At 63.5% G+C, this 12,609-nt stretch carries 11 protein-coding genes and 1 tRNA gene; 8 read left to right on the top strand and 4 right to left on the bottom strand.

The features are described from left to right. Positions 1-129 precede the first annotated feature (129 nt). On the bottom strand, positions 130-372 hold the full coding sequence (locus I8746_RS05175) for a hypothetical protein (protein WP_012052965.1): 243 nt from the start codon (positions 370-372) through the stop codon (positions 130-132). Between the two features lie 259 nt (positions 373-631). Between I8746_RS05175 and I8746_RS05170 the strand changes: the two genes are divergently transcribed. Continuing rightward, positions 632-706 (top strand) — tRNA-Gln (locus I8746_RS05170). A 116-nt stretch (positions 707-822) separates the two neighbouring features. Here I8746_RS05170 and I8746_RS05165 read toward each other — a convergent pair. The 3 genes from I8746_RS05165 to I8746_RS05155 are packed head-to-tail and all read right to left on the bottom strand — an operon-like array spanning position 823 to position 5,947. Next, on the bottom strand, positions 823-3,210 hold the full coding sequence (locus I8746_RS05165) for a response regulator (RefSeq protein WP_014753816.1): 2,388 nt from the start codon (positions 3,208-3,210) through the stop codon (positions 823-825). Between the two features lie 13 nt (positions 3,211-3,223). Then, positions 3,224-3,685 carry a response regulator gene (locus I8746_RS05160; protein ID WP_003250360.1) on the bottom strand — a complete coding sequence of 154 codons (462 nt, stop codon included), beginning with the start codon at positions 3,683-3,685 and terminating at the stop codon, positions 3,224-3,226. Positions 3,686-3,700: 15 nt separating this feature from the next. Then, positions 3,701-5,947, bottom strand: coding sequence for an ATP-binding protein (locus I8746_RS05155; RefSeq protein ID WP_221100238.1), 2,247 nt, complete (start codon positions 5,945-5,947; stop codon positions 3,701-3,703). Between the two features lie 268 nt (positions 5,948-6,215). On the opposite strand from I8746_RS05155, the gene I8746_RS05150 reads away from it, so the two are divergent. The 7 genes from I8746_RS05150 (at position 6,216) to I8746_RS05120 (ending at position 12,560) form a co-directional block, all read left to right on the top strand. Beyond that, positions 6,216-6,743, top strand: coding sequence for a spore coat U domain-containing protein (locus I8746_RS05150; RefSeq protein WP_221100237.1), 528 nt, complete (start codon positions 6,216-6,218; stop codon positions 6,741-6,743). Between the two features lie 30 nt (positions 6,744-6,773). Continuing rightward, positions 6,774-7,310, top strand: a complete 537-nt coding sequence (locus tag I8746_RS05145; protein WP_003250366.1) for a spore coat U domain-containing protein — start codon at positions 6,774-6,776, stop codon at positions 7,308-7,310. A gap of 18 nt (positions 7,311-7,328) precedes the next feature. Beyond that, positions 7,329-7,862, top strand: coding sequence for a spore coat U domain-containing protein (locus I8746_RS05140; protein WP_003250368.1), 534 nt, complete (start codon positions 7,329-7,331; stop codon positions 7,860-7,862). Positions 7,863-7,865: 3 nt separating this feature from the next. Beyond that, a complete protein-coding gene (locus I8746_RS05135; RefSeq protein WP_012052959.1) occupies positions 7,866-8,369 on the top strand; it encodes a spore coat U domain-containing protein in 504 nt (167 codons plus the stop codon). 40 nt (positions 8,370-8,409) lie between these two features. Beyond that, the gene (locus I8746_RS05130; RefSeq protein ID WP_017147731.1) at positions 8,410-9,186 is read left to right on the top strand and encodes a molecular chaperone; all 777 of its coding nucleotides are present in this window, start codon (positions 8,410-8,412) and stop codon (positions 9,184-9,186) included. Between the two features lie 108 nt (positions 9,187-9,294). Further along, positions 9,295-11,592, top strand: coding sequence for a fimbria/pilus outer membrane usher protein (locus I8746_RS05125; protein ID WP_014753811.1), 2,298 nt, complete (start codon positions 9,295-9,297; stop codon positions 11,590-11,592). After that, positions 11,589-12,560: a spore coat U domain-containing protein gene (locus I8746_RS05120; RefSeq protein ID WP_221100236.1), complete on the top strand. Its 972-nt coding sequence runs from the start codon at positions 11,589-11,591 to the stop codon at positions 12,558-12,560. The genes I8746_RS05125 and I8746_RS05120 overlap by 4 nt, the downstream gene beginning before the upstream one ends. The last annotated feature ends 49 nt before the right edge of the window (positions 12,561-12,609 follow it).

Genomic DNA, 12,609 nt, shown 5'->3' with positions numbered 1-12,609 from the left:
CGACGCTCCTTGGGCGATGGCGGGGGCAGCCTGCAGATTGCCCGAGAGCGGCCATTTTGACTAATAGAGAAAGTGCCGGGCAATCATCACTTCTTGCGATAGGTCTGGCCGTCTGTTTGCCCTCACGGGCTATGCCTTTCGTTCCAGCTGGCGCTCGATCAGGTACTTCACCGCCAGGCGACGCTCCTTGAGGTGGCGCAGGTCTTCGTCGACGAAGTTACCGGCCGATATCGATTCGGCAGCCAGCACCTGGTTGTCGATGTCCATGTATTCGTCCAGCAAGCGGTCCAGCGCCTTGTCCTGCTGGCGGCGCTGCTGGACGATTTCGCGCGGGTAGTGCAGGTCCTGGTAGAGGTCGTGAGAGACGGGCATGGGGTCCTCCTTGGTCAATGCGATGGGCTTACCTGATTGGAAGTGCGGAATGCGATTGTGTTGAAGCGAGGCGGGCGGAAACCGACGGACGGTCGCTGCGCCAGCGCCGAAATGACTAACTCGCTGTTTTTTGGCAATTTTTTTTATCAGGGGGGTTCACAGACCGAAAGTTTGTTGTTAAAGTGCCGCGCATTCCAAGACAACAACCCAGTTGTCACTCAGTTGGAATTGTCAGAGCAGCAAACGCTGCATCCGATACAGGGGCGTCGCCAAGCGGTAAGGCAGCAGGTTTTGATCCTGCCATGCGTTGGTTCGAATCCAGCCGCCCCTGCCATTTTTCAAGATTCAAACGTATTTAACCCGGTGCCAGGAAAGATGAGCACTGGGTTTTCGCGTTTTTTGATTTTGCGCGCCTCCGCGCCTCCTGAGCGCGGGTCGTGCCGTACCGGGTTACCCGGAAATCCCCAGCATTTCGTTCAGCGCCCTGGCCAGTTCATCAGCCTGCACCGGTTTCTGGATCACCAGGCTGCCCGGCAGTTCCAGCCCCTGCAACTCCGCATAACCGGTAAGAAACACCACCGGCACGCGGGGGTACCGTTCGCGGGCAGCCAGCGCCAGTTGTGCACCATTGAACTCGGGCATGGCGAAATCAGTCAGCAGCAGGTCAATATCGTCATCCAGCAATGCCAATGCCTGCTCGCCGCTGTGCGCCTGGCGCACCTGGTAGCCGTATTGGCGTAACACATCGCCAAGCATGTCGCGCACCAGGTGGTCGTCGTCCACCAGCAGCACCGTGCGGTTATGGCCGCTTTCGCTGATTGACTGACTGAGCACTGCTGCTACGGGTTCGTTCACCATCTCCTCTTTTACCGCCGGCAGGTATACCGCCACCTCGGTACCGCGACCGAGTGTGGTGTCGATGCGCACGCCGCCACCGGACTGCTTGGCAAAGCCGAACACCTGGGCCAGGCCCAGGCCCGAACCTTTGCCAATGTCCTTGGTGGTAAAGAAAGGCTCGAATACCTTGGCCAGCACGTCTTCGCTCATGCCGCAACCGGTATCGCGGATGCTCAGCATCACGTACTCGCCCGGGTCTGGGTCTTCCGGACGTTGCGGGCGCTGGTCGATGTGGGTGTTGCGCGTTGTCAGGGTCAGCTGACCGCCGTCGGGCATGGCATCGCGGGCATTGATCGCCAGGTTGAGGATGATCATCTCGGTCTGGGTGGGGTCGGTCAGTGCCTGCCACAGGGCCAGGTCCAGGTCCAGACGCACCGAAACGTTGCCACCCAGCGTGCGGCGCAGCAGCTCTTCCAGGCCGGCCAGGGTACGGTTGAGGTTCAGCGGCACCGGCTCCAGACGCTGGCGGCGGGAGAAGGCCAGCAACTGCGAGGTCAGCTTGGCACCACGCTCGCCCGCTTCGCGGATATGGGTGAGGCGAGTGCGGGCCTTGTCCAGGTCGGCCTTGGCCAGGTCGCGCTCCAGAAAGCTGGCACCGGTGAGTATCACCGTCAGCAGGTTATTGAAGTCATGCGCCACGCCAGCCGTCAGTTGCCCAACCGCCTCCAGCCGCTGCATCTGCTGCAGAGCGGCCTCGATGCGCTCGCGCTCGTTGATCTGTTCGCGCAGCCGGGCGTTGGCATCTGCCAGGCCCAGGGCGGCTTCGCGCTCGCTGGTGATGTCGCGTGCCACCACGTACAGCAGGGTGTCCTCCGGCACCACCACCCACGACAGCCAGCGCTGTTGGCCGCCGGCATGCAGGATGCGGCCGACAAAGCGTGCGCTGGTGCGGCCGTGGGAGAGGGCGGCCAGTTCGGTGAGTAACTGTTCCTGGTCGTGCTCAGGCAGCAGGTGCAGCAAGGAGGACTGGCTCAGGCGTTCGCGTGAGAAGCCCAGGCTGGCTTCCCAGGCGGGGTTCAGTGCGACCGGGGTCAGGTCTTTGTTCAGCACGGCCAGCAAATCTTGCGACAGCTCCCAGGCACGATCGCGTTCGCGGGTACGGCGCTCAACCCGCTCGCCGAGCATCTCGTTCAGCTGACGCAGCGCCTGGGTGGCCTGGCGTTGCGTGTGGATGTCCTGCAGTACGCCTGAGAAGCGAACGCACTGATCATCGACGAACTGGCTCTGGCCGCTGCTCAGCAACCAGCGAGGCTCCAGGCCATTGGGTTGCGCGATCCGAAACTCCACGCGGTAATGACCGCCGCTTTCCGGGCGCATGGCATGTTCCACTGCCTCGCGCACCAGTGGCAGGTCATCGGGGTAGATGCCGGCGTAGAACACTTCAAGGCTCATTTCGGTGCTGGTGGGCACGCCGAACAAGGTCTTGCAGCGGTCATCCCACAGCAACAGGCCCTCTTGCGGGCGCAGGTCCCAGGTGCCCATGCCGGCGGCGTCGATGGCAATGCGAGCACGTGCTTCGACGTCCGCCAGGGCCTCTTCGGCGCGGCGACGGCGTTGGCGTTCCTGCACTTCGCTCAGGGCTCGGCGCACGGCTTTGGGCAGCAGTGGCAGGTTCTTCTTCAGCACATAGTCGGTCGCGCCCAGGCGGATCATTTCCACCGCGTGCTCTTCGCCATAAATGCCGGACAGGAATATGAACGGGATGTCGGGTGCCAGGCGTTGGGCGATGGCCAGCACTTCGGTGCCGGATGAGCCTGGTAGCACGCAGTCACACAAGATCAGGTCGTAGCGGGCCTGGCGCAGGGCATGTTCGACACCTGCATGGTCGAACACCAGCTGTGACTGAACATGCAGCCCGCTGCGCTCCAGGCGCATCAGGGTCAGCTCGGCGTCCATCGAGCTGTCTTCGACCATCAGTATTTTCAACGGCGTTTGCTGCATCGTCGCGGCGGCCTCAGTTGCTACCGCGACGGTTCAGTCGCAGTGAGCCGGGTGGCGGTTCGTTTAGCACTGCCCAGAATACCCCGAGGTCGGAGATGGCGGTGACGAATTCCTTGAACTCCACGGGTTTGACCACATAAGCGTTTACCCCCAGCTCGTAGGCGCGCAGCAGGTCGGGCTCTTCGCGCGAAGAGGTCAGCATCACGGTGGGGATGCTGCGCAGTTCGGCAGTGGCGCGCACTTCCTTGAGCACTTCCAGGCCGTCGACCTTAGGCAGTTTCAGGTCGAGTAACAGCACGGCAGGGTTGCCGTCATCGCGCTCGGCATAGGCGTTGCGGCGCAGCAAATAGTCGAGCGCATCGGCGCCGTCACGCAGCACGATGACCTCGTTGGCCAACTGGCTGCGCTCCAGGGCCAGCAGGGTCAGCTCCAGGTCTCGGGGATTGTCTTCGACCAGCAGAATGGGCTTGAGCATGATGGTAGCGGTGCCTCAGGTAGCAGTGTTTCGGGGTAGGGTGAAGTGAAAGCTGGCGCCCTGGTCGATCTGGCCAGTGGCCCAGACTCGACCGTCATGGCGCTCAATGATGCGGCGTACGCTCGCCAGGCCAATGCCGGTGCCTTCGAAATCTTCCATGCGGTGCAAGCGCTGGAAGACGCCGAACAGCTTGTTGGCGTAGGCCATGTCGAAGCCCACGCCATTGTCGCGGATGCAGACCTCGGTTTCGTCAGGGTGCTGTACGGCACTGATTTCGATGCGAGCAGGCGTACGGCTGCGAGTGTACTTGATGGCATTGGCTATCAGGTTGTGCAAGGCCATGTTGATGAATGCCGGGTCGCCGATCACCTTGGGCAGCGGGGCGATGTCCCAAACGATTGCGCGGCCTTCGTAATCGGGGGCCAGCTCGCTGCGAATCGCCTCGACCAGGGCGTTGAGGTCGACGTCGGACAGGCGCAAGGCCGAGCGGCCCATCTGCGAGAAGTTGAGCAGGTTGTCGACCAGGCTCCCGGCAAAGTGCGCCGCTTCACCGATATGCTGCAGGAAGCGCTTGCCGCGTTCGCTCAGGCCCTGGCCTTCGATTTCGCCAAGCAGTTCGGTATAGCCGGCGATGTGCCGCAGCGGGGCGCGCAGGTCGTGGGAAACACTGTAGGAAAACGCTTCGAGCTCCTTGTTGGAGCGGCGCAATTCGCCAGCCAGTTGTGCCAGCTCTTCGGCCTTGCGCAGGACAATGCCCAGTACCGCGGTGCGCAGCTCCATCACGCCCTCGATCACCAGTGGGTCCCACGCCTGACAATAGCCGCGCAGTTCTTCCTGCCAGCGTTCAAAACTGTGCCGCGGGTCGAGGTTGCCCTGTGGCCCGACCTGCTTGGTCGGCTGGCCGGCCCAGTTGACCGTGCGTATCTGCTCGGGGCGGAACCACAGCAGGTAGTGCGAGTGGATCTGCGAGATGGCCACTGCCAGCACCCCGCCAGCATGGTTTGCCAGCTCGGGTAGCTCAGTGATGTCGCGGCGCAGGTTGTCGCTATGAAACACGCTGTCTTCGTCACGTTGGCCTAGCCAGTGCACCAGCGCCGTCACCTGGGCCTCAGGCGGGGTCTGGCCGATCAGGTCACAGCGCTCGGCCGAGATCACTGCTGCGCCCTGGGCGTCGGCGAAGGCCAGCAGCACGTGAGGCAGGTCGCGCAAGCCGTCACTGACGCTGTCGTGGTCGGCCATGGACGAGATCATGCGTACGATGTGTTGGCGCAGCGCCAGCAGCTTGCGCGTGCTGGCATGGGACTCGCGGGACTCTATCTGCAACGACAGCACGCTGGCCAACAGCTCGCAGGCCGTGCGGGTGCGCAGGTCCACCGGGCGTGGCTGCTGATGGTGGCAGGAAATCAGCCCCCACAGCTCGCCGTCGACCACGATCGACAGCGACATCGAGGCCAGCGTGCCCATGTTGCGCATGTACTGCAGGTGCACGGGTGACACGCTGCGCAGCACAGCGAAACTCATGTCCAGTGCCTTGCCAGTGCGCGGGTTGGTTGCGGGCAGCAGTGGCGAGGGCTGATAGTTGGCATCCTCGATCACGCGGATACGGTTGACCCGGTACAGCTCGCGCGCTTGGCGCGGGATGTCTGCAGCCGGGAAGCACAGGCCCGCGTAGCTGGGGTAGCCTGGGTCGGCCACTTCGGCCAGCACCTGGCCGTTGCCTTCGGCATCGAAACGGTAGGCCTTGACCCGCCCAAAGCCGGTGATGCGCTTGAACTGCAACACCGTTTGCTGCAGCAGGTCTTCAATACTGCTGGCCACTTGCAGACTGGCGACAAAGCTGCGCACCAACGGGTAATAGTCGCCTTGCCCGACCAGGTCTGCTGGCAGGCGGGGCGGTTCGAATTCAGCAATCAGTACCTGATCGTGGCAATGGACCAGCATGTGCAGCTGGGCACTGATGGGTGCGCCCTGGCGCAAGCGCACGTCGCCAATGTGGAAGGGGAAGACTTCGTCTTCGGGAAGCCGTGTGAGGTGCGCGTGCAGGTCAAAGCCCTCGTGAACCAGGTCGGCGAAGCGGCAACCGATCAGTTCACGGGCTGGCAAGCCCAACCAGTGCTCGACATTTTCACTGGCCTGCAGCACGCACAGGTCGGTGGCATCCAGCACCAGCAGAAAGCCGTGTGGCTGGATGCTGCCCGGAACCTGGATCGGTTCTTGGGCACAGCGCTCCATGGCGTCTGCCAGTGAGTTGTCTGCAGTCATGATTGAAAAAGCTCCTGTCATGTCCGTCCGTGTACGGCACAGGTGTCTGGCGCGGGACGAATACGATTCACCCTAACAGAATCCCGGCGAATTTACCGGCTCCTGGCCATTGGAGGCACGGGGTGGCCACGGGTTCTGTGAGGTACAGGCTTTTTTTGATGCCACGGTATCGCTTTGTCGCTAATACAAAAAAAATGGCTTTATGCCACATCGGTTGCGCCGCCTCACTGCTACGCTCAGTTCAGGACGTTTCGATAAGGATAACAAGGTGACGGAGCGCATGCTGGCCGCGCTGTTCGGCCTGTTGTTCAGCGGCAGTACCGTGGCGGCGGATTTTCTCGTGGAAGTGCGGGTACTGGTGCAGCGTGGCTGCATGCTGGTGAACCAGACCCGCGATGCGGGAGCTCAGGCCCTGGGACGTATCGACCTGGGGGTGACGGCGCGCCTGGATGGCCCTGGCGCGCCCTTGAGCGGTGTGCTGCTAAGCCAGCGCCCGCCGCGCCTGGAGTGCAACCCGGATACGCCCTATCAGGTGCGCGTCGATGGTGGCCAGCATGGTGGCGTCGGCGAACTGCGCTACCTGGCCAGCGACGATCGCCAGGCGCGGCCCATTCCTTACCGCTTGTACCGTGACGCTGCCTGGCGTGAGCCTCTGGCGGTGGGGGTAGCCCAGTCGGCGCGTGTGCCGGGCAGCGGTTCGGTTGAATTGCCGTTGTACGCACGTATCGACAAATTGGCCTGGGTGCCGGATGCAGGGGTTTATGCCGACCTGCTGAAAGTCACCGTCACCTGGTAGGGACGCCGCCATGCACAAGGACGCCATGCCATGAACCGCACTTCGATCCTGTTGCTCACCCTCGGCCCGCTGCTGGTCCCCGGCGGTGCGGTGCATGGCAGCACCACCGGTTTCATCCAGGCGCGGCTGGTGATCAGCGCGTCTTGCCAGATCAGCAGCAACGAGACGCAACCGGCCGTGCTGGGTGACCCAGGCGTACTGGACTTTGGCGAGCGCGGTCCGAACTGGGACCAGCCGTTGCGCAGCCAGGTGGACGAAGTGGGCGGCCAGGGTAGCCTGCAAATCAGTTGCACGCCTGAAGTTCGGGCCTTCAACGTGCGTATCAATGGCGGCCTCAATGGCGACGATGGCATTCGCCGCCTGAGCAACGGCCGTGAACTGATTCCTTATCAGCTGGCGGTCGACCCAGGCGGTAACAGCCGCTACGGCGTCGGCCAGGCGCGGGCCTTCACCATTCGCAGCAGCCAGCAAGTACCGATCCCCATCTACGGTGTGGTAGTGGCGCAACCGCGTGCGCTGCCGGCCGGGCTTTACCGCGACACCCTCAGAGTGACCCTGGACTGGTAACCACGCAAGGAGACTCCGATGCGAACGAACCTTTCATATTGCGTCCTCGCAGGCCTGGGCCTGGCGTTGGCTTCCCAGGCCCAGGCGGCCACGGTGACGGGCAGTATCAGCTCGACCCTGACGCTGACTGCGGCGTGCCAGGTCAATGGCACGTCGGGCACGTCGGGGCTTAACTTCGGTGCCTTGAACTTCGGTACCCAGGATGCCTTGTTCGTCACCGCCAATGCCCAGGTGCTGGGAGGCGGGGGGGGCGCCATGAGCATCCTGTGCTCGGCAGGTACGGTGCCCGTGATCAAAGTGCGTGCCGGCCTGCATGACGGCCAGTCGAGCGGCGGCACCCGTGCGCTCGCTGATGGTTCTGGCAACTTTGTACCGTACGACCTCTATACCGACGCTGGGCGTACGGCGTTGCTGGCGGTCGACGACACCATCACCCTGCCGACCAGTACCGGCGCCGCCCAGACCGTCAACCTTTACGGCAAGGCCGTCGGCAAGGCGGGCCTGCCCGCAGGGGTCTACAGCGACACGATCTCGGTCGAGCTGTCGTTCTGACCCATGCGCGGCTGGCTGGCAGGTAGCCTGACTGGCGTCAGCATGTTGTTGGCCGCCCCACTGGGGGCAGTGACCACCAGTACCTTCACGGTGACGGCGCAGGTTGTCGCCGGGTGCCTGGTGGTGGGGGGTGTCACCAGCTACGGCACGCTCGATTATGGCTCGCAGTCGGCGCTGTCCACGGGGCTGCTCAGCACATCGCTGGGTGGTTCTACCGTGACGTTCCAGTGCACGCCGGGCGTGGCCATGAGCATGAGCCTGGACGGCGGGCAAAACAGTGCCAGTGGCACACGCAACCTGAAGCGCACCAGTGGCACGCAAGTGCTGGCCTACCAGTTGTACCGGGACGCCGCCTATAGCCAGGCCTTGGGAATCGGCCAGAGCGTGGCGGTGAGCTATTCCGACCCGACGGCGATCAAGCTTCCGGTGTACGGGAGGGTCCAGCTGACCGGCACGCTGCCGGCAGGGACCTATACCGATGTGGTGCAAGTGACGGTGACCTGGTAACGGCCAGCGCCACCCCTGACAAGTGTCTAAGGAGAGCTGCATGCGGGCAGGCGCGAAGTGGACGCGTGGATTGACTGGATTATTGTCGCTGGCAAGCCTGCCGGCCTGGGCGGCCACTTCGGTGCTGATCTGGCCGATCGACCCGGTGCTGGAGGCCGACCAGAAGGCAGGTGCGTTGTGGCTGGAAAACCGTGGCACTGCGCCGGCAAACCTGCAGGTGCGGGTATTCGCCTGGCGCCAGGGTGATTACCAGGAGCAGTTCCAGGCGCAGCGCGAGATTATCGGCAGCCCGCCGGTCGCCAACATTGCACCCGGGCAGAAGCAGCTGATCCGCCTGACCCGTACCGGCCCTTCACCCGCCGGCCAGGAGCAGGCCTACCGCATCATCATTGACGAGATTCCGCCCGCCATCCCGGTCGACAAGGCCGAGCCCGGCGCGACGGCGGCCATTCGTTTGCAGATGCGCTATTCGGTGCCGCTGTTCGTCTACGGCGAAGGGCTGTGGGGCAAGGCCGACCCTGACGGCAGACGCAATGCCGAGGGCGTGGGCAAGCCGCAGCTCAGTTGGCGCCCGGTGACGGTGCAGGGCAAGCCCTACATTGAACTGCGTAACACGGGCCCGGTCCATGCGCGGTTGACCGATGTGGTCGTGCAGCAAGGCAGCCAGAGCAAGCCACTGGCTGAAGGCCTGCTGGGCTATGTGCTGCCGGGGGCAAGCATGCGCTGGCCGGCTCCCATCGCATCCGGCAACGGCAGCGTGCTCACGGGCAGGGTCAATGGTCAGCGCTCGGCGGACGCCATCCGCCAAGGCCAATGAGCCAACGGCTGAATGAAGTGCAGGGGCCAAGGAGGACCCGGCAATGGTTGGAAACCGTGTGTGAAGTGGCTCCCGGCGACGACGTGCCGCTGGTGCCTGGGGCTGGCCATGGTCAGCCCCGCGCTGGTGCTGGCCGACGACTTGCCCCCACCGCCCACGGAGATGTCCGCCATCGCCGAGGCCACCCTTTACCTCGACCTGGTGGTGAACCAGATGCCCAGGGTTGAACTGATACCGGTGCAGCAGCGGGCCGGGCGGTTGTACCTGGACAGCGAACTATTGCGTGCAGCCGGCGTTTCGCTGCCGGGCAACCCCCAGGGGGAGGTGGCCCTGGACAGCATTGCGGGGCTGCATACCGATTACGACAGTCAGAACCAGCGCCTGCTGCTGCAGGTGCCGCCGGCTTGGTTGCCTGACCAGCAAGTGGGTGATCGCAACCTTTACCCGGCCAGTGATGCGCGCAGCAGTTTTGGTGCCTTGTTCAACTACGACCTGTATCTCAACGACACCGATGAAGGCGGCACCTACCTGGCTGCCTGGAACGAGCTGCGGCTGTTCGACAGCTGGGGTACCTTTTCCAGCACCGGGCAGTGGCGTCAGTCTTTCAATGGCGCACAGGCGGACGATACGCGCCGAGGTTTCATGCGTTACGACACCACCTGGCGCTTTACCGACGAGCAGCGCCTGCTGACCTACGAAGCCGGTGACTTCGTGACGGGTGCGTTGCCCTGGAGCAGTTCGGTGCGCGTGGGTGGGGTGCAGCTGTCACGCGACTTCGCGGCGCGTCCTGATCTTGTCACTTACCCGTTGCCTGCGTTCGCCGGTGAAGCGGCGGTGCCGACGTCGCTTGACCTGTTCATCAACGGTTTCAAGTCCAGTACCACCGAACTGCAGCCAGGCCCATACACCCTGACCAACGTGCCGTTCATCAACGGTGCCGGGGAGGCGGTGGTGGTCACCACGGATGCCCTTGGCCGTCAGGTGTCGACCACCTTGCCGTTCTATGTCACCAGCAGCCTGCTGCAGAAGGGCCTGTCGGACTACTCGGTAGCCGCCGGCAGCCTGCGCCGTGATTACGGTGTACGCGATTTCAGCTATGGGCCGGGTATCGTCTCGGGCAGCCTGCGCTATGGGCTCAGTGACATCTTCACCCTGGAAACCCACGCCGAAACGGCTGAGTCGCTGATGCTGGGTGGGCTGGGCGGCAACATGCGCGTGGGCAACTTCGGCGTGATCAACGCTGCCTTGGCGCAAAGCCGGTTCGATGGCGACAAGGGCCACCAGGTCGCCCTTGGCTACCAATACAACAGCCAGCGCATCGGCTTCGGTTACCAGCGCCTGCAACGCCACGGCGACTATGCCGACCTGAGCCGGGTGGACTCCCCGGACATGCAACTGAGCAAAAGCAGCGAACAGGTTACCCTCAGTGTCAACCTGAACGCGTACGGCAGCATTGGCGCTGGTTACTTCGACGTGCGCGCCGGTGACGGTACGCGTACCCGGTTGATCAACCTGAGCTACAGCAAGCCGCTGTGGGGCAGCAGCAGTGTGTACCTGTCGGCCAACCGTGAAGTGGGGGACAGCCAGTGGGCGGTGCAGGCGCAGCTGGTGATCCCGTTCGACCTGCACGGCACCCTGGCGCTGAGCATGGAACGCAGCAATGAAGGCGAGACCCTGCAACGGGTCAACTACAGCCGTGCGGTGCCAGCGGGTGTCGGCGTCGGTTACAACCTTGGGTATGCCGCAGGCAGCGACCGTGATGCCTATCGCCAGGCCGACGTTACCTGGCGCCTGCAATCGGTGCAATTGCAGGCCGGTGTGTATGGCAGCAGCGGCGAGATGACCCGCTGGGCCGACGCCAGTGGTTCTCTGGTGTGGATGGATGCCGGCGTGTTCGCCGCCAACCGTATCGATGATGCCTTCGTGGTGGTCAGTACCGCAGGTTACGCGGATGTGCCGGTGCGTTATGAAAACCAGGAAATCGGCCGTACCGATGCCAAGGGGCACTTGCTGGTGCCTTACAGCAGCGGTTACTACCGGGGTAAGTACGAGATCGATCCCATGAACCTACCACCGGATGTCCTCGCGCCGGACGTTGAGCAGCGTGTGGCGGTACGACGGGGCAGCGGTTACTTGCTGGAGTTCCCCCTCAAGCGCGTCATGGCGGCCAGTGTCGAATTGGTGGATGGCAACCAGCAGGTGCTCAAACTGGGTAGCCGTGTCACCCACGCAGAGAGTGGCACCCAGGCGGTGGTGGGGTGGGACGGGTTGGTGTACCTGGAGAACCTGTCGTTGCATAACCGCCTTCAGGTGGCGCTTGAAGGGGGTGGGCATTGCGAAGTGGCGTTCGACCTGCCTGACGCGCAAGGCTCGGTCCCTTTGATTGGTCCGTTGGTGTGCCGATGAATGCCTGGCGGCGGGGCCTGGTGGCGAGCGTGCTGCTGTTGCCGAGCAGTACGGCCTGGGCGCTTTGTTCGTCGGTGGCCACCTTGCCGGCAGCGTTTGGCAGCCTTAATTCGACGCAGGTTCGCAACACGGTACAGACGGCTTCCAGCCTCAACTCCGGGTTGCAGTGCACCGGTTCGCTGCTGACCTTGCTCAGCAGTGGTGATCATTTCTACGCCACGATCACGCCCGCCTCCGGTGGGCTGGTCGGCCCGACAGGCGATGTCATTCCCTACACGCTGTATGCCGATAACACCACCCGCTACCCGATTACCCGGGGTGTGGCCTACGACTTCGCCCGCAACGGCATCCTCGACTTGCTGGGGTTGCTCGGCGGTTCCACGCCCAAGGCGGTGCCGATCTACATGCGCACCCAGATTGGCAGCAATGTCGCGGCCGGGTTGTATCAAGAGGCCCTGACCGTGGCCTGGAGCTGGGATTATTGCTCGGGTATTGGCGCGTTGGGGATATGCCTTGGGCGTGACATCGGCTCGGGTAGCCAGGTCTTGAACGTGAGCCTGACGGTGACCAACGATTGCCAGATCACCACCCCCGACATCAGCTTCGCCAGTGCGCCGGTGGTGGCGGGGTTCGGCACGGTGAGCCAGGGCATAAACGTGTCATGCACCAAGGGCAGCAGCTACACGGTAGGGCTGGGTGACGGGCAGAACGTGTCCGGTGGGCGGCGGCGGATGAAGTCTTCGGCCAACAACTACCTGGCCTATGACATTTTCAAAAGTGCCGGCACCGTGCGCTGGGGGGCGTCAGGGGCTGCCAGGCGTTCCAGTACGGATGCCGACATCAACCCCGGCGCAGGTACCGGCACGGGTAGCCAGGTGTTTAACTACAACGCCAAGGTCTATACCGATCAGGCGACACCGCCGGCTGCGACCTATACCGACAGTGTGATACTGGATGTGCAGTTCTGAACGGCGGTCAATACCCCCGAAGGAGCCGCCGCCTATCGCGACGGGCTGC

This window comes from Pseudomonas sp. USTB-Z (genome assembly GCF_019691255.1).
Taxonomy (GTDB): Bacteria; Pseudomonadota; Gammaproteobacteria; order Pseudomonadales; family Pseudomonadaceae; genus Aquipseudomonas; species Aquipseudomonas alloputida.
The sequence above is the reverse complement of the archived record's forward strand: the minus strand, read 5'-3'. Positions and strand labels throughout refer to the sequence as shown.

Excerpts from the sequence above, each read along its gene's own strand:
- I8746_RS05125 (WP_014753811.1), top strand. The coding sequence starts at position 9,295 with ATGGTCAGCCCCGCGCTGGTGCTGGCCGACGACTTGCCCCCACCGCCC.
- I8746_RS05140 (WP_003250368.1), top strand. The coding sequence starts at position 7,329 with ATGCGAACGAACCTTTCATATTGCGTCCTCGCAGGCCTGGGCCTGGCG.
- I8746_RS05135 (WP_012052959.1), top strand. The coding sequence starts at position 7,866 with ATGCGCGGCTGGCTGGCAGGTAGCCTGACTGGCGTCAGCATGTTGTTG.
- I8746_RS05155 (WP_221100238.1), bottom strand. The coding sequence starts at position 5,947 with ATGACTGCAGACAACTCACTGGCAGACGCCATGGAGCGCTGTGCCCAA.
- I8746_RS05160 (WP_003250360.1), bottom strand. The coding sequence starts at position 3,685 with ATGCTCAAGCCCATTCTGCTGGTCGAAGACAATCCCCGAGACCTGGAG.
- I8746_RS05165 (WP_014753816.1), bottom strand. The coding sequence starts at position 3,210 with ATGCAGCAAACGCCGTTGAAAATACTGATGGTCGAAGACAGCTCGATG.
- I8746_RS05120 (WP_221100236.1), top strand. The coding sequence starts at position 11,589 with ATGAATGCCTGGCGGCGGGGCCTGGTGGCGAGCGTGCTGCTGTTGCCG.
- I8746_RS05130 (WP_017147731.1), top strand. The coding sequence starts at position 8,410 with ATGCGGGCAGGCGCGAAGTGGACGCGTGGATTGACTGGATTATTGTCG.
- I8746_RS05175 (WP_012052965.1), bottom strand. The coding sequence starts at position 372 with ATGCCCGTCTCTCACGACCTCTACCAGGACCTGCACTACCCGCGCGAA.
- I8746_RS05145 (WP_003250366.1), top strand. The coding sequence starts at position 6,774 with ATGAACCGCACTTCGATCCTGTTGCTCACCCTCGGCCCGCTGCTGGTC.